Origin of the sequence: Streptomyces sp. NPDC091289 (assembly GCF_044757365.1) — a bacterium.
In the GTDB taxonomy this organism is placed as follows: Bacteria; Actinomycetota; Actinomycetes; order Streptomycetales; family Streptomycetaceae; genus Streptomyces.
The window spans coordinates 88,897-109,783 of the sequence record NZ_JBIVUT010000002.1; the positions used below are offsets into that span (position 1 = coordinate 88,897).

Annotated in this window: 20 protein-coding genes; 12 read left to right on the forward strand and 8 right to left on the reverse strand. The window is 71.8% G+C overall.

Annotated elements, in window-relative coordinates; all coding sequences use genetic code 11:
• Nucleotides 1–126: 126 nt before the first annotated feature.
• Nucleotides 127–1,185, forward strand: a complete 1,059-nt coding sequence (locus tag ACIQPT_RS02515) for a VWA domain-containing protein (protein ID WP_401151807.1) — start codon at nt 127–129, stop codon at nt 1,183–1,185.
• 15 nt (nt 1,186–1,200) lie between these two features.
• Here ACIQPT_RS02515 and ACIQPT_RS02520 read toward each other — a convergent pair whose 3' ends face one another.
• Nucleotides 1,201–1,848, reverse strand: coding sequence for a LysE family translocator (locus ACIQPT_RS02520; RefSeq protein ID WP_401151809.1), 648 nt, complete (start codon nt 1,846–1,848; stop codon nt 1,201–1,203).
• A 189-nt stretch (nt 1,849–2,037) separates the two neighbouring features.
• Here ACIQPT_RS02520 and ACIQPT_RS02525 point away from each other — a divergent pair, with 189 nt between their 5' ends.
• On the forward strand, nt 2,038–3,384 hold the full coding sequence (locus ACIQPT_RS02525; RefSeq protein ID WP_401151812.1) for a PLP-dependent aminotransferase family protein: 1,347 nt from the start codon (nt 2,038–2,040) through the stop codon (nt 3,382–3,384).
• A 41-nt stretch (nt 3,385–3,425) separates the two neighbouring features.
• On the opposite strand, the gene ACIQPT_RS02530 is transcribed toward ACIQPT_RS02525, so the two are convergent.
• Nucleotides 3,426–3,860, reverse strand: a complete 435-nt coding sequence (locus ACIQPT_RS02530; RefSeq protein WP_401151814.1) for a hypothetical protein — start codon at nt 3,858–3,860, stop codon at nt 3,426–3,428.
• A gap of 115 nt (nt 3,861–3,975) precedes the next feature.
• On the opposite strand from ACIQPT_RS02530, the gene ACIQPT_RS02535 reads away from it, so the two are divergent.
• Nucleotides 3,976–4,791: a helix-turn-helix transcriptional regulator gene (locus ACIQPT_RS02535; protein ID WP_401151817.1), complete on the forward strand. Its 816-nt coding sequence runs from the start codon at nt 3,976–3,978 to the stop codon at nt 4,789–4,791.
• On the opposite strand, the gene ACIQPT_RS02540 is transcribed toward ACIQPT_RS02535, so the two are convergent.
• Nucleotides 4,785–5,054 (reverse strand): hypothetical protein, encoded by a 270-nt coding sequence (locus ACIQPT_RS02540; RefSeq protein WP_401151820.1) that lies wholly within the window; start codon nt 5,052–5,054, stop codon nt 4,785–4,787. The two genes, ACIQPT_RS02535 and ACIQPT_RS02540, sit on opposite strands and share 7 nt — an antisense overlap.
• Nucleotides 5,055–5,169: 115 nt before the next feature.
• Here ACIQPT_RS02540 and ACIQPT_RS02545 point away from each other — a divergent pair, with 115 nt between their 5' ends.
• The 3 genes from ACIQPT_RS02545 (at nt 5,170) to ACIQPT_RS02555 (ending at nt 8,538) form a co-directional block, all read left to right on the forward strand.
• Entirely contained in the window at nt 5,170–6,153 is a 984-nt protein-coding gene (locus ACIQPT_RS02545) for a hypothetical protein (RefSeq protein ID WP_401151822.1), read from the forward strand.
• Nucleotides 6,154–6,235: 82 nt separating this feature from the next.
• Nucleotides 6,236–7,201: an LLM class F420-dependent oxidoreductase gene (locus ACIQPT_RS02550; RefSeq protein ID WP_401151825.1), complete on the forward strand. Its 966-nt coding sequence runs from the start codon at nt 6,236–6,238 to the stop codon at nt 7,199–7,201.
• A 101-nt stretch (nt 7,202–7,302) separates the two neighbouring features.
• A complete protein-coding gene (locus tag ACIQPT_RS02555) occupies nt 7,303–8,538 on the forward strand; it encodes a serine hydrolase domain-containing protein (RefSeq protein ID WP_401151828.1) in 1,236 nt (411 codons plus the stop codon).
• Between the two features lie 13 nt (nt 8,539–8,551).
• On the opposite strand, the gene ACIQPT_RS02560 is transcribed toward ACIQPT_RS02555, so the two are convergent.
• Nucleotides 8,552–9,046, reverse strand: a complete 495-nt coding sequence (locus ACIQPT_RS02560; protein ID WP_401151831.1) for a MarR family winged helix-turn-helix transcriptional regulator — start codon at nt 9,044–9,046, stop codon at nt 8,552–8,554.
• A gap of 124 nt (nt 9,047–9,170) precedes the next feature.
• On the opposite strand from ACIQPT_RS02560, the gene ACIQPT_RS02565 reads away from it, so the two are divergent.
• Nucleotides 9,171–9,980, forward strand: coding sequence for a cyclase family protein (locus ACIQPT_RS02565; RefSeq protein WP_401151832.1), 810 nt, complete (start codon nt 9,171–9,173; stop codon nt 9,978–9,980).
• 82 nt (nt 9,981–10,062) lie between these two features.
• Nucleotides 10,063–10,959 (forward strand): methyltransferase domain-containing protein, encoded by an 897-nt coding sequence (locus tag ACIQPT_RS02570; protein WP_401151835.1) that lies wholly within the window; start codon nt 10,063–10,065, stop codon nt 10,957–10,959.
• A gap of 69 nt (nt 10,960–11,028) precedes the next feature.
• Here the strand turns inward: ACIQPT_RS02570 and ACIQPT_RS02575 are convergent, their stop codons facing one another.
• Nucleotides 11,029–12,237 (reverse strand): cytochrome P450, encoded by a 1,209-nt coding sequence (locus ACIQPT_RS02575; RefSeq protein ID WP_401151838.1) that lies wholly within the window; start codon nt 12,235–12,237, stop codon nt 11,029–11,031.
• Between the two features lie 55 nt (nt 12,238–12,292).
• On the reverse strand, nt 12,293–13,495 hold the full coding sequence (locus ACIQPT_RS02580; RefSeq protein ID WP_401151839.1) for an acyltransferase family protein: 1,203 nt from the start codon (nt 13,493–13,495) through the stop codon (nt 12,293–12,295).
• 222 nt (nt 13,496–13,717) lie between these two features.
• Here ACIQPT_RS02580 and ACIQPT_RS02585 point away from each other — a divergent pair, with 222 nt between their 5' ends.
• Entirely contained in the window at nt 13,718–15,253 is a 1,536-nt protein-coding gene (locus tag ACIQPT_RS02585; RefSeq protein ID WP_401151842.1) for an MFS transporter, read from the forward strand.
• A complete protein-coding gene (locus ACIQPT_RS02590) occupies nt 15,250–16,329 on the forward strand; it encodes a GDSL-type esterase/lipase family protein (RefSeq protein ID WP_401151845.1) in 1,080 nt (359 codons plus the stop codon). The genes ACIQPT_RS02585 and ACIQPT_RS02590 overlap by 4 nt, the downstream gene beginning before the upstream one ends.
• A 73-nt stretch (nt 16,330–16,402) precedes the next feature.
• On the opposite strand, the gene ACIQPT_RS02595 is transcribed toward ACIQPT_RS02590, so the two are convergent.
• On the reverse strand, nt 16,403–16,816 hold the full coding sequence (locus ACIQPT_RS02595; protein WP_401151847.1) for a hypothetical protein: 414 nt from the start codon (nt 16,814–16,816) through the stop codon (nt 16,403–16,405).
• A 26-nt stretch (nt 16,817–16,842) separates the two neighbouring features.
• On the reverse strand, nt 16,843–17,367 hold the full coding sequence (locus ACIQPT_RS02600; RefSeq protein WP_401151850.1) for a LuxR C-terminal-related transcriptional regulator: 525 nt from the start codon (nt 17,365–17,367) through the stop codon (nt 16,843–16,845).
• 431 nt (nt 17,368–17,798) lie between these two features.
• Between ACIQPT_RS02600 and hutH the strand changes: the two genes are divergently transcribed.
• Together hutH and ACIQPT_RS02610 are read left to right on the forward strand one after the other, a co-directional pair.
• Complete coding sequence (hutH, locus tag ACIQPT_RS02605) at nt 17,799–19,442, forward strand: histidine ammonia-lyase (protein WP_401151852.1); 1,644 nt, start codon at nt 17,799–17,801, stop codon at nt 19,440–19,442.
• Nucleotides 19,426–20,877: a phenylacetate--CoA ligase family protein gene (locus ACIQPT_RS02610; RefSeq protein WP_401151855.1), complete on the forward strand. Its 1,452-nt coding sequence runs from the start codon at nt 19,426–19,428 to the stop codon at nt 20,875–20,877. The genes hutH and ACIQPT_RS02610 overlap by 17 nt, the downstream gene beginning before the upstream one ends.
• The last annotated feature ends 10 nt before the right edge of the window (nt 20,878–20,887 follow it).

Consider the following 20,887-nt stretch of genomic DNA (forward strand, 5'->3'; position numbering starts at 1 on the left):
CAGGGGCCGTTACTCGGGCATTACAGCGCTCGCCGAAGGGCGTTGTCAGTGCCGCCCCATACAGTCGAAGACATCAACCGGGGAACCCCCGGGGGGCTCGGGGAACACCGGAGAAGGAGCAGCACCATGTCCGCCAACAGGATCCAGCACAAGGTCAATCACGTCGCTCTGGTCGTGGACGCCTCGGGCTCCATGTATCAGCACCAGAGTCAGCTCATCCGCGTTGTCGACGAGTTCGTGGCGGGGCTGAAGGCCGAGTCGGACAGCCTCGGTCATGAGACGCGGATCAGCCTCTACTCCTTCGACCACCGGGTGGAGAACCTGGTCTGGGACATGGATGTGAAGCACCTGCCGTCCATGCGGGGGCTGTACAAGGTGAACAACGGCGCCACGGCCCTCATCGAGGCCTCGCTGAAGTCCCTGGACGACCTGGGTCACATCTGGGAGGAGTACGGCGAGCACAGCTTCCTCCAGATCGTGGTGACGGACGGCGAGGAGAACGCCTCCGGCGGCGACCGGCGGCACGACGGCGACATGTCCATCCTCGGCCCCTGGCTCGACCGGATCACCGCGAAGATGAACGGGCTTCCGGGGCACTGGACCTCCGCGATCCTCGTTCCCAACTCCCTGGCGAAGCGCACCGCCCAGAACTACGGCTTCCCGGCCGGCAACATCGCCATCTGGGACGCGGACTCCCAGAAGGGCGTCGAGGACGCGATCGGCACCGTCCGCGCCGCCGCCACCAGCTTCCTCCGCGGTCGCGAGCAGGGGGTGCGCGGCACGAAGAACCTGTTCGCCGTCGGCCAGGACATATCGGTCGACGATGTGCGGGCCAACCTGGAGCCGGTCCCCGCCGACAAGTACCGCCTGCTGAAGGTCGACAAGGAGATGGAGATCCGCGCCTTCGTCGACTCGCACCCGGGCGTCACCTACGAACGCGGCTCCTGCTACTACCAGCTGGGCACCCGGGTCCAGGTGCAGCCCGACAAGGAGGTCATCGTGGTCGAGAAGGACACCGACCGTGCTTACACGGGCGAGGCGGCGCGCAATCTTCTGTTCGGCGCCGGTGTCCGTGGGACCGTCTCCGTGAAGGCCGGCAACAACCCCGCGCTGGAGGTGTATGTGCAGAGCCGCTCGGTGAACAGGAAGCTCAAGGCCGATACGCGCCTGCTCATCATGCTCTGACGCCCACTCGGCGGTTCAGCCCGACGTGACCGGGGCCGAGGTGTCCACGGCCACCGAGACGGCCAGCAGCCCCAGGGCGGTGCCCATCAGATAGCGCTGGGCGCGGAGCCAGGAGGGGCGGCGGGCGAGGAAGACGGCGATGGCTCCCGCCGCCAGGACGATGCCCAGGTTGACGGTGAGGGCCACCGCGATCTGGACGGAGCCCAGCAGGAAGCCCTGGAGGAGGACGTTTCCCGCCTCCAGGCTGATGAACTGCGGGATGAGGGAGAGATACATGATGGCGATCTTCGGGTTGAGCAGATTCGTCATCAGGCCCATGGTGAACAACTTGCGCGGCGAGTCCTTCGGCAGCTCCTTGGGGGCGAAGACGGATACGCCCCCGGGCCGCAGGGCGGTCCAGGCCAGATAGGCCAGATAGGCGGCGCCGGCCAGTTTCACCGCCACGTACAGCTCGGGCACGGCGAGGAAGACCATCGACAGGCCGAGGTTCGTGGCCAGCAGATAGACCAGGAAGCCCACGGCCACGCCGCCGAGGGAGACCACTCCCGCACGACGTCCCTGGGTGATGCTCCGGGAGACGAGATAGATCATGTTCGGGCCCGGGGTGAGCACCATGCCCAGGGCGACCAACGCGACGCCCAGCACCCCGCTCAGCTCAACCATGCTTGTCCGCCGCTCTGTTCGTTGCCCCGGTTCCTGACCCGCTGTCGTGCGCCGACGTGCGCCGACGCGTGTTGCTCGGTGCAATCGGAGTCTAGGGTCGGCTTTTCGCTCGGTTCAATAGCGGACATTGCACTCGGTGCAATGCTGTGGTTCGATGCCGTTCGATCCGTCGACAGGGAGGTGGATCCCGTGCAGGACTTCCGGTCCGTCGCCGACGTCGTGGCGGCGGAGATCGCGGCCGGCCGGATCGGGCCGGGGGAACGCATGCCCACGCAGCGGGAGTTCGCCCGGCGGCACGCCATCGCCAACTCCACCGCCGTCCGCGTCTACCAGGAGCTGGCCCGCCGCGGCCTCACCGTCGGCCAGGTCGGCCGCGGCACCTTCGTCACGGACGAGCCCGGCACGCCCGCCCCCGCACCCGCCCTGTCCGAGCCCGCCGACAGCCGCGTCGACCTGGAGCTCAACCACCCGGTCGTCCCCGAACAGGCCGGGCTGCTCGCCGCCGGCCTGGCGGAACTGGTGCGCCCCGACCATCTGGAGTCGGTGCTCCGCCCGGTCGGGCCCGCCGGTACCCCCGCCGCCCGCGAGGCCGCCGCCGATGTCCTCACGCGCGGGCGGTGGCGGCCCGACCCGGAACGGATCCTGTTCGCCGGGAACGGCCGGCAGGCCATCTCCGCCGCCGTCGCCGCACTGACCCGCCCGGGCGCCCGGCTGGGCGTCGAGGAGCTCACCTACCCGGTGCTGAAGGCCATCGCCGCCCGGCTCGGCGTCACCCTCGTGCCCTTGGCCATGGACGAGGACGGGCTGATCCCGGAGGCGGTGGAGGAAGCGCACCGCGTCGATCCGCTGCACGCCGTCTACGTGCAGCCCGCCCTCCACAACCCGCTGTCCCTCACGATGCCCGCGCGACGGCTCGACCACCTGGCCGACGTGCTCCTGACCCAGGGGATCCACGCGATCGAGGACACCGTCTGGGCCTTCCTCCGGGACGACCTGCCACCGCCCCTCGCCGCGCGGGCCGCCGAACGGACCGTCCTCGTCGACAGCCTCTCCAAACGCCTGTCCCCGGGACTGTCCCTCGGTTTCGCCGTGGCCCCCGCCGACCTGGCGGGCCGGGTCGCGGGAGCCCTGCGCTCCGGGGGCTGGACGCCCATGCGGTTCCCCCTGGAGGCGATGGTGCGGTGGCAGGCGGACGGCACCGTCGACACCCTCGTACGGGCCAAGCGGCGGGAGATCGGGGCGCGGCAGGAGATCGCCCACCGACACCTCGGCGACTTCCGCACCCGCAGCGACCCCTTCTCGTGCTACCGCTGGTGGGAGCTGCCCGCCCCCTGGCGCGCCGACACCTTCGTCGCCGCCGCCGCACGGCACGGCATCGCGGTGACCCCGGCCGCCGCGTTCTCCGCGGGCCGTCACCGGGGCCCGCACGCGATCCGCCTCGGCCTGGCGTCCCCCACCCGGGAGGTCCTCTCCCGGGCCCTCGCGACCCTCGCCGGCCTCGCCCGGTCCACGCCGGACGAGCTGGCGGGGGACTGAGACCGCGTTCCTGACCTGTGCTGCACTGCGGCGGCGGCCGGTCAGGCCGTCGCCGCGGTCATCCGCCGCAGACCCGCGTACTGGAGCGCGGTGTAGACCGTCACGATCAGCGCGCCGATCAGCAGGAACACCACCCCGAAGCCGTTCAGCGGCACGAAGCCGGCGAAGGCCGTCACCACACACCCGACCGCGCACAGGGCGTTCACCGCGACGACGGTCCTGGCCAGGCCGGGCGGGATCACCGGATAGCCCGCGACCAGGGCGAGGCAGGCCGCCCCGCCGAGCTGGAAGATCCCGAACGCCACGGCGAAGGCCACCGGCATCCCGGTCGCGGAGCCGAGCGGCCCGGCGGCCGCGACCAGCACGACGCCCATCACGGCGGTGCTGACGCTGTCGACGCGCAGCACCAGCCGGAGAAACCGGGCGGCGTCCCGTGCGGGGGCCGCCGCTGCGGACGGGGCGAGGGTGTACGTCATCTCGGATCTCCTTCGGCCGGTGGGTTCGATGGCACCGTGCCACGCGGCAGGGCACGGACTCCATGACCTCCCAGGTCATGGCCCCCGACCGGGGAGCCATGGGTACGGTGAGGTCATGGAGACCGAAGAGCCGCCCCGTGTGGGCCTGTTGCTCCGGGAGTGGAGGCGGCGTCGCAAGCTCAGTCAGCTCGACCTGGCCCTGCGGGCGGACTCCTCGACCCGGCATCTCTCCTGTGTGGAGACGGGCCGCGCCCGGCCGAGCCGGGAGATGGTCCTCAAGCTCGCCGAGCACCTCGACGTCCCGCTGCGGGACCGCAACGGCCTGCTGCTGGCGGCCGGTTACGCCCCCGCGTACCGGGAGTCGCCGCTCGACAGCGAACGGATGTCCATGGTCCGCTCCGCGGTCAGGGCGATGCTGGCCGGCCACGAACCGTACCCGGCCGCCGCGATCGACCGGATCTGGGACATCGTCGACCACAACGACGCGATGTCCCTCCTGCTCGGCACCGTGCCGTCGCACCTGACGGAGTCGGGCGGCAATGTGATGCGGCTGATCCTCCATCCGGAGGGGCTCGCCTCCCAGTGCCTGAACTTCGCCCAGGTCCGCGCCCACGCCCTCGGCCGGCTGCGGCACCAGGTCGACACCACCGGCCACCGCGACCTGCGCGAGCTGTACGAGGAGGTGTCCGCCTACCCGGCCCCGCCGGACCTCGACACCGACCCCGGCCCGGTGGACCCGACGGGCATCGTCGTCCCGCTGCGCATCCGCACGCCGCTCGGCGACATGGCGTTCTTCAGCACGATCGCCACCTTCGGGGCGCCCGCCGACGTGACCCTCTCGGAGCTCGCGGTGGAGTCGTTCTTCCCGATGGACGAGCAGACGGACACCCTGCTGTGGACCCTTGCGGCGATGGCCGGCGACCGTCAGTAGCGGTGCGGCCCTGAGCCGGATCCCGGCCGCCCGTGGGGGTGGTCCCGGAAGGCCCGGCCCTCGCTCCGCATCTGCTGGGCCCGCAGCCGGCCCTCCTGCTCGATCAGTAGCCCGTCCGCGTTCTCGGTGGACCCGCGGCGCCCGCGCCGGATCAGCACCACCGCACACCACGCGGACGCCCCGCCTATCCCTGCCAGCAACGCGACGATCGTCCCCATGAAGCCCCGCTCCCCCTTCGCTTCCGCCAGCCCGGTGAGCTTCATTCTTCCCGCCCCCGAAGCCTCGCCGCAAGATCGCCCTCAGGTTGACTTCATACCCCTGGGGGGTATCCTCGAAATGAGTGGTCGCGACCCGGCGACCTTGATGAGGGAGTGGGTCATGCAAACCGGTCTCAAGATCTCGGCCTTCGCCGTGGGGCTCGCGGCGACCTTCGGGTCGGCGTACGCGGTGGGCGGCGCCCTGGATCCCGCCGTCGTCACGAAGGGCACCTCGGAGCAGGACGGTCACGGCGCGAAGGATCATCCGGCGGCGGAGAAGGGGGAAGTGGAGGAGAGCGCGGGGGAGGGGGTGGAGCTTCCCGGCGGGCTGCAGGTCTCCGACGGGGGCTACACCCTCGACCTCAGGACCCCGCGCGTCGAGGCGGGCGAGCCCGCCGAGCCCGCCGAGCTGCGGTTCGCCGTCGTCGACGAGGGCACCTCCCGCAACGTGACCGCGTTCCGCACCGACCACGGCAAGGAACTGCACCTGATCGTGGCGTCGAGCGACCTCACCACCTACCGCCACCTGCACCCCGTGCGGGCCGCCGACGGCACCTGGTCCACCCCCGTCGAGCTTCCCGAGGCCGGCGGCTACCGGGTCTTCGCCGACTTCACCCCGGACGTGAAGAACGCCGAGGGTCTCACCCTGGGCGCGGACCTCGCCGTGTCGGGCGACGCGAACCCGGAGCCGCTGCCGCGCGAGGAGCGGACCGTGACCGTCGACGGGTACGAGGTGACGCTCGACGGGGCGCTGCGCCCCGGGTCGGGCAGTGAGCTCAAGCTGGAGGTCGAGAAGGACGGCAGGCCGGTCACCGACCTCCAGCCCTACCTCGGCGCGTACGGCCACCTCGTCGCGCTGCGCGCCGGGGATCTGGCGTACCTCCACGTCCACCCGAACGGCGAACCGGGCGACGGGCGGACGAAGCCGGGCCCGGAGGTCTCCTTCACCGCGACGGCTCCGAGCAAGGGCGCCTACCGCCTGTTCCTCGACTTCCGGCACGAGGGGGAGGTCCGTACGGCCGCCTTCACCGTGCACGCCGGGGGAGCGGCGCCCGAGAAGTCCGTGCCGGAGGGTGGCGAGTCCACCGGGCACGGGCACCGTTGACACACTCCGCGCACCCCTCGATACTTCGACGAACGTAGAACATTCGAACCGTTCGTGAGGGGTCGCGATGCAGCGTCACGGTGTGACCATCCCGCTCAACTCCGTACCGCTGTCCGCGCATCGGCGGATCATCGAGGAGCTGCCCGACCTCGGGTACACCGACGCCTGGTCGGGTGAGGCCGCCGGCTACGACGGATTCACCCCGCTGGCCCTCGCCGCCGCCTGGGCCCCGTCGCTGCGCGTGGGCACCGCCGTGGTGCCCGTGCAGACCAGGGGGCCCGCGCTGCTCGCCATGACGGTGGCGACCCTCGCCGAGGCCGCCCCGGGCCGGGTCGCCGTGGGGGTCGGCTCCTCGGGGCCCCCGTTCGTCACCCGGATCAACGGCATCCCCTTCGAGCACCCCTACCGGTATGTCCGCGACACCGTCCGCTTCCTCAAGGCCGCCCTCTCCGGCCGGTCGGTGCGCGGGGTCTTCGACTCGTTCACCATCGAGGACTACCGCCCCGCCCTGCGCCCGGACCCGGTGCCGCCCGTGCTCGTCGGCGCGCTGCGCCCGCAGATGCTGCGGCTCGCCGCCCGGGAGGCGGACGGCCTGGTCACCAACTTCCTCTCGGTGGAGGACCTCGTGCCGGTCCGGGAGGCGATGGGCCCCGAGGGGGAGGGCAAGGAGATCGTCGCCCGGCTGTTCGTCTGTCCGACCGGCGACCTCGCCCACGCCCGGGCGCGCGGCCGGGCCCTGCTGGGTCCCATCCTCAACGCCCGTACGTACTCCGCGTTCCACTCCTGGCTGGGCCGCGACGACGAGCTCGCCGCCTCCCGCCGGGCGTGGGCCGCGGGGGACCCGCGGGGCGCGTGCGACGCGGTGCCCGACGCGCTGGTGGACGCCCTCCTGGTGCACGGGAAGCCGGAGGAGTGCCGGGAGCGGGTGGCCGCCTATGTCGCGGCGGGCGTGACGACGCCGCTGCTCGCGGTGATTCCCGCGCCCGAGTTCGGCGCGGGCCCCGAGGGTGTGCTCGCCACGCTGCGGGCGCTGGCCCCGGCCGGCTGAACGGGTCCTCGATCGCTGCTCGATTCCCTTGTTGCGCAGGGGAGTTGCTTCTATAGTTCTATTGATTGCGAACTATCAAAGGATGCTCATCAGGAGGCGCAGTGACCCGCATCAAGACCGAGGTGGATCCGGCGGAGGTCGGACTGAGCCCCGACCGGCTCCGCCGCATCGACGCCTATCTCTCCGCCTATGTGGACGACGGGCGGCTCCCGGGCTGGCAGCTCGCCGTCACCCGCGACGGCAAGGTCGCCCATCTGTCCTCGTACGGCTCACGTGACCGGGAGAACGACCTCCCGGCGGCGGGCGACACGCTCTACCGGGCCTGGTCGATGACCAAACCCGTGACCTCCGTCGCCGCGATGATCCTCGTCGAGGAAGGGGTGATCGGCCTCCAGGACCCGGTCTCCCGCTACATCCCCGCATTCGCCGACGTACGCGTCTACCAGCGCGGGCCCGTCGACCGGCCGGTCACCGCCCCCGTCACCGAGCCGATCCGGGTCCGGCACCTGCTCAGCCACACCTCCGGGCTCACCTACGGCTTCCACCGGGCCCACCCCGTCGACGAGATCTACACGAAGAACGGCTACGAGTGGGCCACACCGCCCGGCCTCGACCTCGCCGCCTGCTGTGAGCAGTGGGCGACCTTCCCGCTGCTCTTCGAACCCGGCACCGCCTGGAACTACGGCGTCTCCAGCGATGTGCTCGGCCGGGTCGTGGAAGTCGCGTCGGGCCAGAACCTCGCCGACTTCCTCGCCACCCGGATCCTCGACCCGCTGGGCATGTCGGACACCGCCTTCCACGTCCCGCCGGAGAAGGCCGACCGGCTCGCCGCCTTCTACACCGCCGACCCGGCGACCGGCCGCGCCACCCGCAACGACGCCCTCGGCGCCGGCGCCCTGCACCGGCCCGCCGCACTCTCCGGCAGCGCCGGACTGATCACCACCCTGGCCGACTACCACCGCTTCACCCAGATGCTGCTCGGCGAGGGCGTCCACGAGGGGCAGCGCGTCCTCGGCCCCCGCACGCTGCGCCACATGCTCCGCAACCACCTGCCCGGCGGGGCCGACCTCCGGAGCGTCGGCCGCCCGGTCTTCTCCGAGATGCCCACGGCGGGCGTCGGCTTCGGACTCGGCTTCGCCGTCGTCGAGGACCCGGCGCGGGCCGGGGTGGTGGCGAGCCAGGGGGAGTACGGCTGGCACAGCGCGGCCGGCACCATCTTCTGGGTCGACCCGAAGGAGCGGCTGACCGCCCTGTTCTTCACCCAGCTCATGCCCTCCAGCGCCCACCCCCTGCACGGGCGGCTGCGGCAGCTGGTCAACCAGGCCATCGTCGACTGAGCCCGTGCGGGCCTCAGCCCACGTCGAGGATCTTGCCCACCAGCCGGGTCAGGGTCCGCCGCTCCGCGGCCGTCAGCGAACCGAAGGCCCGGTCCAGCAGTCGCGGTACCCCGCCCTCCGCCTCCGCCAGCGCCGGTCCCGCCTCCGGCGTCAGCGTCACCGCATAGGCCCGGCGGTCCCGGGGGTGACGCTCACGTCGTACGAGACCGGAGTCCTCCAGGCCGTCGATACAGCCGACCATCACGCTGCGGTCGATCCGCAGCTGCTCGCTCAGCTCCTGCTGCGAACAGGGGCCCACGTCGTTCAGCATCTTCAGCACGAGGTGCTGGGCCACGGTCAGATGGTGGCCGGACAGCTCCTCGTCGATGGTGCGGGCCACCAGCGTCGTCGCCCGGCACATCGCGATGTCGGGGCGCTCCTGCGCCAGCTTGGAGAAGTAGCGGTCGCGCATCCCGGCGTCCGGCTCCCGGCTCGGCGAGGTGAGGCGGGAAGGCTGCGTGGCGGTCATGACTGCTCCTCCTGCGGTCCAGGACGGCGGGCCATCCGGTGTTTCGAGATTGTCCATTCCCAGAACGTCTTCACTCCCCAGTCTAGCGCCGGCTCCTCCGAGCCGACGGATCGGAAGGTGCCCCGTGTGCAATCCCCAGACCATCGCCGCCTCCGTGCCACCGGAGTCCGGGAAGTCCGGCTCCCGGAACGCGGCGGGCCCCGCGGAGCGGCCCGCCGCCCCGCGGGTCACCCTGCCGACCGGCTCCGTCCGTGACCTCACCCATGTCGTCGGCCCCGACTGGCCGGTCTTCGACCTCTACGTCAAGCCGATGGAGATCCGGCGGCTGGCCAACCTGGCCGAGCACGAGTACAACGCGCTGGAGCTGACGTACAACGAGCACATCGGCACCCACATCGACGCCCCGCTCCACTTCGACGACGACGGGCTGTCCGTCGAGCGGATCCCGGCCGACTCGCTGGTCGCCCCGCTCGCCGTCGTCCGGATCGGGGACCGCGCCGCGAGCGACCACGTCACCGAGCTGACCGTGGACGACCTGCTGCGCTGGGAGAGCCGCAACGGCCGGATCCCGGACCGTGCCCTGCTCGCCGTCGACAACGGCTGGGCCGCCCGGATCAACACCCCCGGCGCGTTCCTCAACTTCGATGCGAAGGACGGGCTCTACCGCTTCCCCGGCATCTCGGTGGAGGCCGCGGCCTTCCTCGTGGAGGAGCGCTCCGTGGTCGGCGTCGGCACCGACTCGCCGAGCCTGGACCCCGGATCCCGCCCGGCCGACCCGTACACCCACCGGGTGATCCTGCCCGCCGGCAGGTACGGCGTCGAGTGCCTCGCGGGCCTCGACACCGTCCCCGACGTCGGCGCGGTCGCCGTCGTCGGCGCACCCCGCCACGCGGGCGGCACCGGGGGCCCGGCCCGGGTGCTGGCCTTCCTGTGAGCCGCCCGGAGCACCGCCTGCCCGTCCGCACCGCGCACCGCCGCCATCCCGTCCCGCGCACCGAAGCCGAGGAGACCCGGACATGAGCAGCTCACCCGCCCCCGAGACGACCGAGACCCCTGCCGCGGAGACCCCCGCCGCAGAGACCTCCGCCGCGGAGGAGCCCGCCGCCTCCGGCGAACGCTGGGAGTGGAACCAGGAGCGCTACCGCGACGGCGTCTTCAGCCACGCCGTCGCCACCGAGCGCGAGCGTCTGACCCTGCTGGAGTCGGTCCTCGACCACCACACCCGGGCCCGCTTCGAGGCCCTCGGCCTCACCACGGGACACCGGGTCCTGGAGGTCGGCGGCGGGGGCGGTTCCGTCGCCCGCTGGCTGGCCGGCCGGGGTGCCGAGGTCACCGTGACCGACCTGGACACCACCTTCCTGGACGAGCTGTCCGATCAGGGCGTCCGGGTGCTGCGCCACGACGTCTACACCGAGGACTTCCCGCCGGGCTCGTTCGACTTCATCCACGCCCGCTACGTCGTGATCCATCTGCCCGACCCGGAGAAGGCGCTGGACCGGCTCGTCGAGTGGCTGGCCCCCGGCGGGATCCTGGTCCTGGAGGAGCCCGCCTTCTTCCCGATCAAGGACTCGCCGCACCCCGCCTACCGCACGGTCATGCGTGCCTTCAGGACCCACCTGGAGAGCGCCGTGGGCACGGACACCGAGTGGGCCCGCACCTTCCCCGTGCCGTTCGAGGGCAAGGGCCTCGGCCGGATCGGCTACGACGCGCGCTTCCAGCGGATCCGCGGCGGCGACGACGAGGCCCGCTGGTGGCAGCTGACCCTGGAGCAGACCCGGGAGGCGGTCGTGGCCGAAGGGCTGGCCACCGACGAGGAGTTCGCGGCCGCCTACGCCGACCTGGGCGACCCGGCCTTCCACGACCTCTCCCTCGCGGTCTTCACCGCCTGGGGCATCAAGGAGTCCGGCGGCTGACCTGCCCCGCCACCGCGTGAAGGAGCGCCGGACGATCCCGTCCGGCGCTCCTTCACGCGGTGGCCCCGCTCACCACTCCACGGGCAGCGCCTTCGGCCGCAGGGTCAGCAGTCCGCCCAGCCACTCGACGTCCTCGGTCGGCACCGCGAGCCGCAGCGTGGGCAGCCGCTGGGCCAGCACCCCGAACGCGACCTGGAGCTCCATCCGGGCCACGCCGACGCCGGGGCAGTAGTGCGTCCCGTGGCCGAACGCGGCGTGCACCGCGTCGTCACGGGTGATGTCCAGCTCCTCGGGGCGCGAGACGTGCCGGGTGTCCCGGCCCGCCGCGTGCATCACCGGGACGACCCCCTCGCCGGCCTTGATGGTGGTGCCCGCCAGCTCCACGTCCTCGGTGGCGATCCGCATGAAGCCGATCTCCGACGGCGGTGCGTAGCGCAGGAGTTCCTCGGTGGCGCCGGGGACCAGGTCCGGGTTCTCGGTGAGCAGCTTCCACTGGTCGGGGTGGCGCAGCAGCTGGTACAGGGCGCGGACGATGGCGCTGACCGTGGTGTCGTGCCCGGCCACCAGCAGATTGATCCCGAGCCAGACCAACTCCCGCTCGTCCAGCCGGTCGTTGTCGTCGCGAGCGGTGATCAGAGCGCTGAGCAGGTCGTCGCTGGGGGCCTCCCGGCGGCGGGCGACGAGGCCGGCGACGTACTGGGCCGACTCGGAGCGGGCGGCGAGCCGTTCCTCCGGGGTGTGGGCGGTGATGCTGACGAGGCGGTCCGTCCACTCCTGGAGGCGTCCGCGGTCCTCCACCGGGGCGCCGACCATCTCCGAGATCACCCAGACGGGCAGGACGGCCGCGAAGTCGTGGTGCAGGTCCGCCGGGCGCGGCCCCGCCTCCAGTCGGTCGATCAGCTCATGGGCGATCTCCTCCACCCGGGCCCGCCACTTCTCCGCCTTGCGCGGGGTGAACGCGGGGGCGATGAGCCGGCGCAGCCGGTGGTGGTCCTCGCCCTCCTGGTTGAGGAGGTTGTAGGGGTTGTCGGAGAAGTCCTCGCCCGTGACCGTCCGCACGGCCCCGGGCTCGCGCAGCGCCGCCCGGGACAGCCTGCGGTCGGCCATCGCGGCGATGACCTCGTCGTAACCGGTCACCATGTGGGCGGTGTCGCCGCTCGGCAATTGCACCTTCAGGACCGGGCACTTGGCGCGCAGGTCCTCGAACGCCTCCGGAGGCTCGGCGAACGGACGCAGAGGGAAGGGATATTGGGGAAGGGTCAGGGGCTTCTCGGTCATCGGATGTGCCTCTCTGGTGAGGGGGCGGTACCGGTGGGGGCCGTAGGAGTCGGCGTCATCGGGCGGGCGCGGCGTCGCCGGTCCCGGGGAGGGCCGGGGCGGCGCCGGTGGGTGCGGGAGCCGCGGGCGGTGCCGGCGGCGGAGCCGGGGCGTCGGGGCGCGAGCGGCCCAGGTGCTTCATCGCGGGCCGCTCGACGGCGATGTGCAGCAGCCAGGAGATCGCCAGCGACAGGACGAACGCGGCGACGAGCAGGGCGACGGCCGCCGGGGTGGAGAAGGTGCGGCCCTCGCCGAGCAGCCGGTGGCCGTGCTGGAGCAGCAGCCGGTGGGTGAGGTAGAAGGCGAACGACCACTCGCCGAGCCGTACGAGGACGGGTCCGGCGAGGAGGGAGCCGCGCCCGGCGATGTCCCGTCGGGCGACCGCGACGATCAGCAGTCCGATCGGCACGACCGTCGCGCTGGTGAGGCCGTAAAGGAAGGGGAGTCGCAGTGATATCGCGTAACCGACCGCCAACAGGGCGACCGCGAGCGGCACGTTGACCGGGATGCGCCGGCCCGTCAGAACCATCCGGGCCAGCAGGATGCCGAGGACGAACTCCAGGGTCCGGCCGACCGGCAGGACATAGGTGAACCAGAACTGTTCCTCGGAGCCCGATCCGAAGGGCAACGGGTCGCCCGGCGGCAGCAGTTCGGAGAGCAGCGGCAGCAGAGGGACGGCCGCGGCCGACGCGACGGCCCACAGCCACAGCCGCTCGGGTGCGATCCGGCGCACGGCGAGGATCAGCAGCGGGAAGGCCAGGTAGAAGAAGACCTCGGCGGAGAGCGACCAGCTGACGTCGTTGAGGTTGGAGAAGACGTCCCGGTCGGGGACCCAGGTCTGGACGAGGAAGAGGTTGGGGACCGCTTGGCGCACTCCGGCGGGCGTACCGGCCGAGGCGAGCAGGGCCAGAGCGGCCCCCCAGGTCACGATGTGCAGGGGGTAGACCTTGGCCGCGCGGCGGCGCCAGAAGCGGCGGGCCGTGTCGTCGGGGCGGGCCGACCAGGTCAGGACGAAGCCGCTGAGCACGAAGAAGAAGCTGACTCCCAGCCAGCCCGCGTTCGCCGTGAGATCCGCGTACGCCGAAGCCAGACCGGCGTCGGAGAAGGGTGCTTGGAGGGACGCGTGGAACGCGAAGACGAAGAGGACGGCGACGAAGCGCAGTCCGGTGAGGGAGGGGAGGCGTGACCGGTTCGCGGACCGGGATGGATCCGTGGGCATGACGTGCTCCGGGGATGAGACACCGTGAACTTTCATAGTTCGTCAACTATCGAAGCATAGGGTCGGCCGCGTTCGGCCCACAAGGGTCGGTGCCTCCGGAGTGCCCTGCTTCGACTCTCGCTTTTTATCGAGATTGTTTGCTGCCAGACGATTTCGCTGCTACGTTCATCGAAAATCGTTGGCTAGCAGACTGTTGTCTGCCGGATCGAATGGCGGCAAACGATGTCGGACCCACAGGCGACCTCGCGTACGGCGGGAACACTGGGCGGTCGCAAGGGAATCGCCCTTCTCGTGCTCTGTGCGCAGCTGTTCCTGGACTCCATGGACGTCTCGCTGATGGGCGTCGCCCTGCCCGAGCTCAAGGACGATCTGGGGCTGAGCGCCGAACAGCTGCAATGGATCATCTCCGGCTACGCGGTCGCGTACGGGGGCTTCCTGCTGCTCGGCGGTCGCGCCGCCGACCTCTTCGGCCGACGACGGATGTTCTTCTGGGGCACCGCGGTCTTCGCCGTCGCCAGCCTGGCGGGCGGCTTCGTCTCGGACGGCACCCTGCTGATCATCAGCCGGGTGATCAAGGGCGTCGCGGCGGCGTTCATCGCCCCGGCCGCGCTCTCGATCATCATGACCACCTTCAAGGAGGGCCCGGAGCGCAACCGCGCGGTGGGCATCTTCTCCCTCACCGGGGCCAGCGGCTACGCGGCCGGGCTGGTGCTCTCCGGTGTGCTCACGCAGCTCAACTGGCGGCTCACCTTCTTCGTGCCGTTCGTCATCGCCGCCCTGGTCCTGGCCGCCGTCCGCTACGCCATCTCGCCCGACCCGCTGCGGACCGGCGAGCGCCCCGGCTTCGACGCCTTCGGCGCCCTGACCGCGACCGGCGGGGTGCTGCTGCTGGTCTTCGCCGTGACCCGGGCTCCCGAGGTCGGCTGGGGCTCGGCGACCACCGTGCTCTCGCTGGTGACGTCCGTCGCCCTGCTCGTCGCCTTCGTCATCATCCAGAGCCGCCGGGCCGAACCGCTCGTGCAGCTCTCCATCTTCCGCTCGCGCACCGTGTCCACGGCCAACATCGTCGGGCTCGCCTGGGCCTGCGCGACGATCGGCTGGCAGTTCGTCGCCCTCCTCTACCTCCAGCAGGTGCTGGACTACAACGCCCTGGGCGCCGGCGCCGCGATCGTGCCGATGGCCGCGGCGATCCTCATCACCGTCAACTTCACCCCGCGCCTCATCAACCGCTTCGGACTGCGCGTCCCGGCCGTCGCCGGGCTGCTGCTCCAGGGCCTGGGCATCCTGCTCTTCCTGCGCGCCGACGAGAGCAGCGACTACGTCACGGTCCTGCTGCCTGCCCTGATCCTGCACGGCATCGGCAACGGGCTGAGCTTCCCCAGCTTCAACATCGCGGGCGTCAGCGGAGTCGCCGACGAACAGCAGGGACTGGCCACCTCCCTCATCCAGTCCGCCCTGCAACTGGGCGGCGGGCTCGGGGTCGCGGTGGCCGCCGCGGTCCTCGCCACCGGCGGCGACGAGGACGGCCTCGCCTCCTACCACCGGGCGTTCCTGGCCGTGGGCATCTTCTCGCTGGCGGGCGCACTGGCCGCGGGACTGGGGCTCGGACCGGCCGGCAAGCCGGATCCGGACGGCGCCGACGCCCCGGAGGCCCCGGACGCCGCTGACGCGGCCGACGCCCCGAAGGGCGCCACCGGCGGCCCGGCCGCCGCTCCCGACGGCTCCGACCCCGCGGTCCTGGAGCGTGAGGGCGCATGACGACCGGTACCGCCCGCGCCCCGGGCGCCGCCGTGGAGCGGCTCGTCCCCGGCGATCCGCGGCTCTCCTTCGACGGGATCGCCGGCTGGGACCGGGGCCCTGGCGCCCGACTGCCGCTGCGGATGCCCGTGGACCGGCTCGCCACGGCGATGTCGGCCAACTTCTCCCGGCTCGCCCGCACCACCGCGGGGGTCCGCTTCGCGGTCCGCACGGACGCCACCGCCCTGGAACTGGAGGTGGAACTGGACCCCGGCGGCTCGCCCCTGGACATCCGGGTCGACGGCATCCTGGTCCACCGCTGGACCGACGGCCCCGGCCGCCACCGGGTCTCCTTCCTGCTGCCCGTCACGGACGGCACCCCCGCCGACGTGGAGGTCTGGCTCCCGCACCTCAGCGTCACCCGGATCGGGGCGGTGACCCTGCGCGGCCACCGCCGGCTGCTCGCGGCGGAGCGCACGGGCCGCCGGCTGCTGGTCCACGGCAGCTCCCTGACCCACTGCATGTACGCCGCAGGACCCTCCGAGACCTGGCCCGCCCTGGTGGCGGCGGACCACGGCTGGCGGCTGCGCAACCTCGGGTTCGCGGGGGAGGCGTACCTGGATCCGGTGGTGGCCCGCACGATCCGGGACACCCCGGCGGACCTGATCACCCTGGAGCTCGGCATCAACGCCTACATCCGGGGCGCGTTCACCGCGCGCAGCTGGGGTCCGGCCGTCTGCGGGTTCCTGGACACCATCCGCGACGGCCATCCGGACACCCCCGTCGTGGTGCTCACCCCCCTCTCCTCGCCCGATCGTGAACGGGCGGTCAACAGCGCCGGGCTGACGCTGGAGGGCACCCGGTCCCTGACCGCGGAGGCGGTCCGGGTCCTGCAACGGCTGGGCGACCGCGGCCTCCATCTGCTGGACGGGCTCGCCGTCGCGCCCGTCGCGGACGCCGGGAGCCTGTACGCCGACGGCCTCCACCCCACGGCCGAGGGCGAGCACGTCCTCGCGGGCCGGATCGGGGCGGAGCTCGCGAGCATCCCGCCGGCCCCCGAAGCCGTACCCGGGTCCGACGAGGACGCCCCCGGCTGAACGTCGGGGCCCGGACACGACAGAGGCCGCCCCCGGTTCCGTACCGGGGGCGGCCTCTCCGCGCGACCTGCCGTCAGGCGGCCGTGAAACCGATCCGGGCCAGCACCCCCCAGCGGCCCTCCTGCCGGGTGAGCACATAGACCGACTCGAACGAGCCGAGCGGACGGTCCTCGGCGTCGTAGCGGGCGAACCGGACCTGGGCATGGACCTGGTCGGCCGAGGTCTGGATCAGCTCGACCTTCTCCCAGCCGCTGTGGTCCCAGCCGGTGGCCACCAACTGCGCCACCTCGGGCGTGGCGCTCTCGACGTAGCTCTCGGGCGTCTCCCAGACGGTGACCGCACCGTCGTGGATCCGCAGATGGGGGAAGTGCAGCGTCCGCGTCCAGTCGGGCACGGAACGGCTGTTGAGGGCGGCGAGGAACGCGTCGAGGGCCGCGCGGGCCCCCTCGGTGTCCTGGGCGGCGGGCGGGACGGCGGGTGCGGACAACGGAAAGCCCTTCTGGTCGGATCCGGTCAGGCCGAGGCGCAGCGGACTCCGCGCGTACGGACCACCGCCTGGATGCGGTTCTTCATTCCGAGTTTTCGCAGGATATTGGACACATGGAATTTTACGGTCTTCTGGCTGAGCGAGCAGGCGTCGGCAATCTCAGCATTTGAAATTCCCGACGCCATGAGTGTAAATATCTCCCGCTCACGCGGAGTGAGTTCGGACACGCTCGGCGACGGCTCGGGATCGGGTCCCGGGAGATGCGGGAGAATTCCGTCGATGATCCGGGCCGCAATCCCGTACGGCAGGAACGCTTCATTCCGGACCACCACCCGCACCGCGGTCACCAGCTCGCGCAGCGGGGCGTCGTGACAGACGAACCCCCGCACGTCCGCCCGGAGATAGCCGAGGATCCTCTCGACGCGGTCGTCCCGCACCATCACGATGATCCGGGGCCGCCGGGCCCCCGGCGGTCCGGTCGTGAACGGCGCCGGCAGGCGGCCGATCACCTCGTCGACCGGGACGCCCGGCGCATCCTCCACCAGCACCACGTCCGGCTCCTCCCGGGGGTCATGACCGGCCGTCAGCACCCGGATGCCCGGTGTGCGGCCGAGGGCCGAGGCGATCCCCGCCGTGAACAGCGAGCTGTGACCGGGGGCCAGGACCCGTACGGTCCTGTCCGGCCGCGGGGCCGGGCCGGTGGGAGACATCGACAACCTCCGGATGGTGGAAGACGTGGACCCTGCCAGTGGCGAGAATAGGACCCAATCAATCAGAACTTCAAAGGTTCCGGCGTCGAAATATTCTTGTAACTCTGTTCACAGTGCGGTGACAATTCGGCGGTCCACGTCGTTGGTCCTGGCTCCTGCCCGGTCTCGGGACCAGGGTCCACCCGGTCCGTCGGCAGAAGAAATTCGGCACTCCTCTGGCGAAGTATTGGGGCGCAATCGAAAAATCCCCCCAGCACCCTGGAGTTCCGAAGGTGAACGACTGGACCGACCCTGCCCGTATCGCGCTGGACGGCAGCTCCCTGACCCTCCGCGACATCGTGCGCCTCGCCCGCCCCGTGGAGGAGCAGCCACCGGTCGCCGCGGTGCTGGACCCGGCCGCCGCCCGGGCCGCCGAGGCCAGTGTCGGGCTGCGCGACCGGCTGATGGCGGAGCGCAGACCGATCTACGGCGTCACCACGGGGTTCGGCGACAGCGTCACGAACCAGATCAGCCCCGAACGCGCCGCCCGGCTCCAGCACAACCTGATCCGCTACCACCTCAACGGGGTGGGCCCGAACGCGCCGGCCGACGTCGTCCGCGCGACCCTCCTCATCCGCGCCAACTGCCTGGCCCTCGGCAACTCCGGCATCCGCCCCCTGGTCGTCGACCGCCTCCTGGACCACCTCAACGCCGACATCCTCCCGCTCGTCCCGGAGCGCGGCTCCCTCGGCGCCAGCGGCGACCTCGTCCCCCTGTGCTACGTCGCGGCCACGCTCCTCGGCGACGGGGACGCCCAGGTCGGCAAGCACGTCCTGCCGGTCGCCGAAGCCCAGCGCGAGGCGGGCATCGAGCCGGTGGCGCTGGAGGCCAAGGAGGGCCTCGCCCTCATCAACGGCACCTCGTTCACCACCGCGTTCGCCGTGCTGGCCGCCCACGACGCGGCCGGCATCGCCACCGCCGCCGAGATCGTCACGGCCTTCGTCAGCGAGGCGCTCCTCGGCAACGCCTCGCACTTCGCGGAATTCCTGCACCGGGCCAAGCCGCACCCCGGACAGGTCGCCTCGGCCGCGCGGCTGCGTCGGCTGCTGGCCGGGTCACGGCTCTCCACCACGTACGAGGCGATCATCGCCGAGGCCGGAAGCCTGCAGGGCGGCGACTTCCGGGAGCTGGAGGTCCGGATCCAGGACCACTACTCGGTGCGCTGCGCGCCCCAGGTGATCGGGGTGCTCCGCGACACCCTGTCCTGGGTGGAGCCCTGGCTGACCACCGAGGTCAACGCCTCCACGGACAACCCGCTCTTCTCCGTCGAGGAGGAACGCCCGCACCACGGCGGGAACTTCTACGCGGGCCACGTCGGCCAGGCGATGGACAGCCTCAAGACCGCCACCGCCAACATCGCCGACCTCCTCGACCGGCAGCTCGCCCTGATCATCGACCCGAAGTTCAGCGGCGGCCTGCCCGCCAACCTCGTACCGCCCGAGCTCAGCGCCGAGGCCGGGCTGCACCACGGATTCAAGGGCATGCAGATCGCCGCGTCCGCCGTCACCGCGGAGGCCCTCAAGACGGCCCTGCCCGCCACCGTCTTCTCCCGGTCCACCGAGGCGCACAACCAGGACAAGGTCAGCATGGCCACCACCGCCGCCCGCGACGCCCGCACGGTCAACGAACTGACCGGCCAGGTCGCCGCCATCGCCCTGCTCGCCGCCGCCCAGGCGCTCGACCTGCGCGGCCCGGACCGGGCAGCCCCCCGCACCCGCGCCGTGCACGCCCTGATCCGCGCCCATGTGCCCTACGCCGACCGCGACCGCCGGATGGACCAGGACATCGCGGCCGTCGCCCGCCTCATATCCGACGGAAGCCTGGCCCGCGCGGCCGGCGCCGCTGACGAGAGGGAACCCCATGCTGCTGCTTCGTGACACCACGACCACCCGGGAGATCGCCGACACCGTCCGCGACCACACCGCACTCGTCCGCGACAGCCACGCCGGCCACCCCGACCGGGCCCACCTGGGAAGGAAGTTCACCGCCACCCTGCGGGCCGCCGCCGGGTCCGGGCTCTACGACACCACTCTGGACGCCGCCCTGATCGCCGACGCGGCGGGCACCGCACCGGAGGAGGCCATCGACGCGCTCCTGGGGAAGCTGCCCTTCCTGCCCAAGAAGGCACTGAGCGAGGGCGGACACCGCGCCTTCACCCGGGGACTCTCGGAGTTCCTGCACTACTACGAGTCCTCCGGCACCACCGGAAACCCGGTCGCCGCCCCCAAGGCCCTGGACGACCTCGTCGCCAACACCATCAACATCGGTGAACTCTGGGCCCGCATCCTCTCCCCGGCCGACCGCGCCCTCATCCTCATCAACGCGCCCTTCGCCCCGGCCGCGTACCAGTTCGAGAAGGTCCTCGAGTACCTCCAGGTCCTCTCGCTGCGCCCCTGGGTCGACAACATCACCGGCGACTACACCCGCGTCCTGCGCCTCACCCGCGAACTCGGCGTCAACGTCTTCGTCGGGCCGCCCTCCCGGCTGCTGGAGATGATCCAGTTCGCCTACCGCAACGACGAGCCCGTGCCCGCCTTCGACAAGCTGTTCCTGATGGCCGAGCAGACCGGACCCGCCTTCGTCCGCCACCTGGAACGCCTCACCGGGGCCCGCGCCTACGTCGCCGCCTACGGCTCGTCCGAGACCGGCACCACCGCCGTCACCTGCGAACACCGCAACCTGCACCTCCAGACGCAGAGTTACGTCCTCGAACTCGACGACCCCGAGCGGGGACCGCGCAGGATCGACGGCACCCCCGACCGGGGCGAACTCGTCGTCACCACCCTCGACATCCTCGCCCGGCCCCTGCTGCGCTACCGCACCGGCGACCTCGTCGAGATCACCGGGACCGACTGCCCCTGCGGCGTCGCCACCCCGCTGCTGCGCACCCTCGGCCGCTCCCAGGACCTCATCACCCTGGAGGGCAACGGCATCCGGCAGAACGACGTCGAATCCGCCCTGTGGGCCGAACTCCCCGCCGACGAACCGGGACGGGCCGTCCAGGTCCTGAACTACATGCTCGTCATCCGGGACCGGACGGTCCTGTGCCTGGCGACCACCACGGGACCGGCCGACGCCGCCTGGAGCGAGGCCACCGCGAGACGCGTCGCCGGACTCTTCCCCGGCTTCGAACTCGCCCTGCGCCCCGTCGAGAAGCTCCCGCCGCTCGCCTCGCTCGGCCAGTACCTCGGCTGGAAGCTCTCCCGGGTCCTGGACCTCGACGACGAACGCAACTGGGACCGGCTGCCCGCCCCCATCCGAGGCGTCGTCGAGACCACGCTCGCCGAGTACGCCTCCACCACCCAGCGCTGAGGAGAGGGAC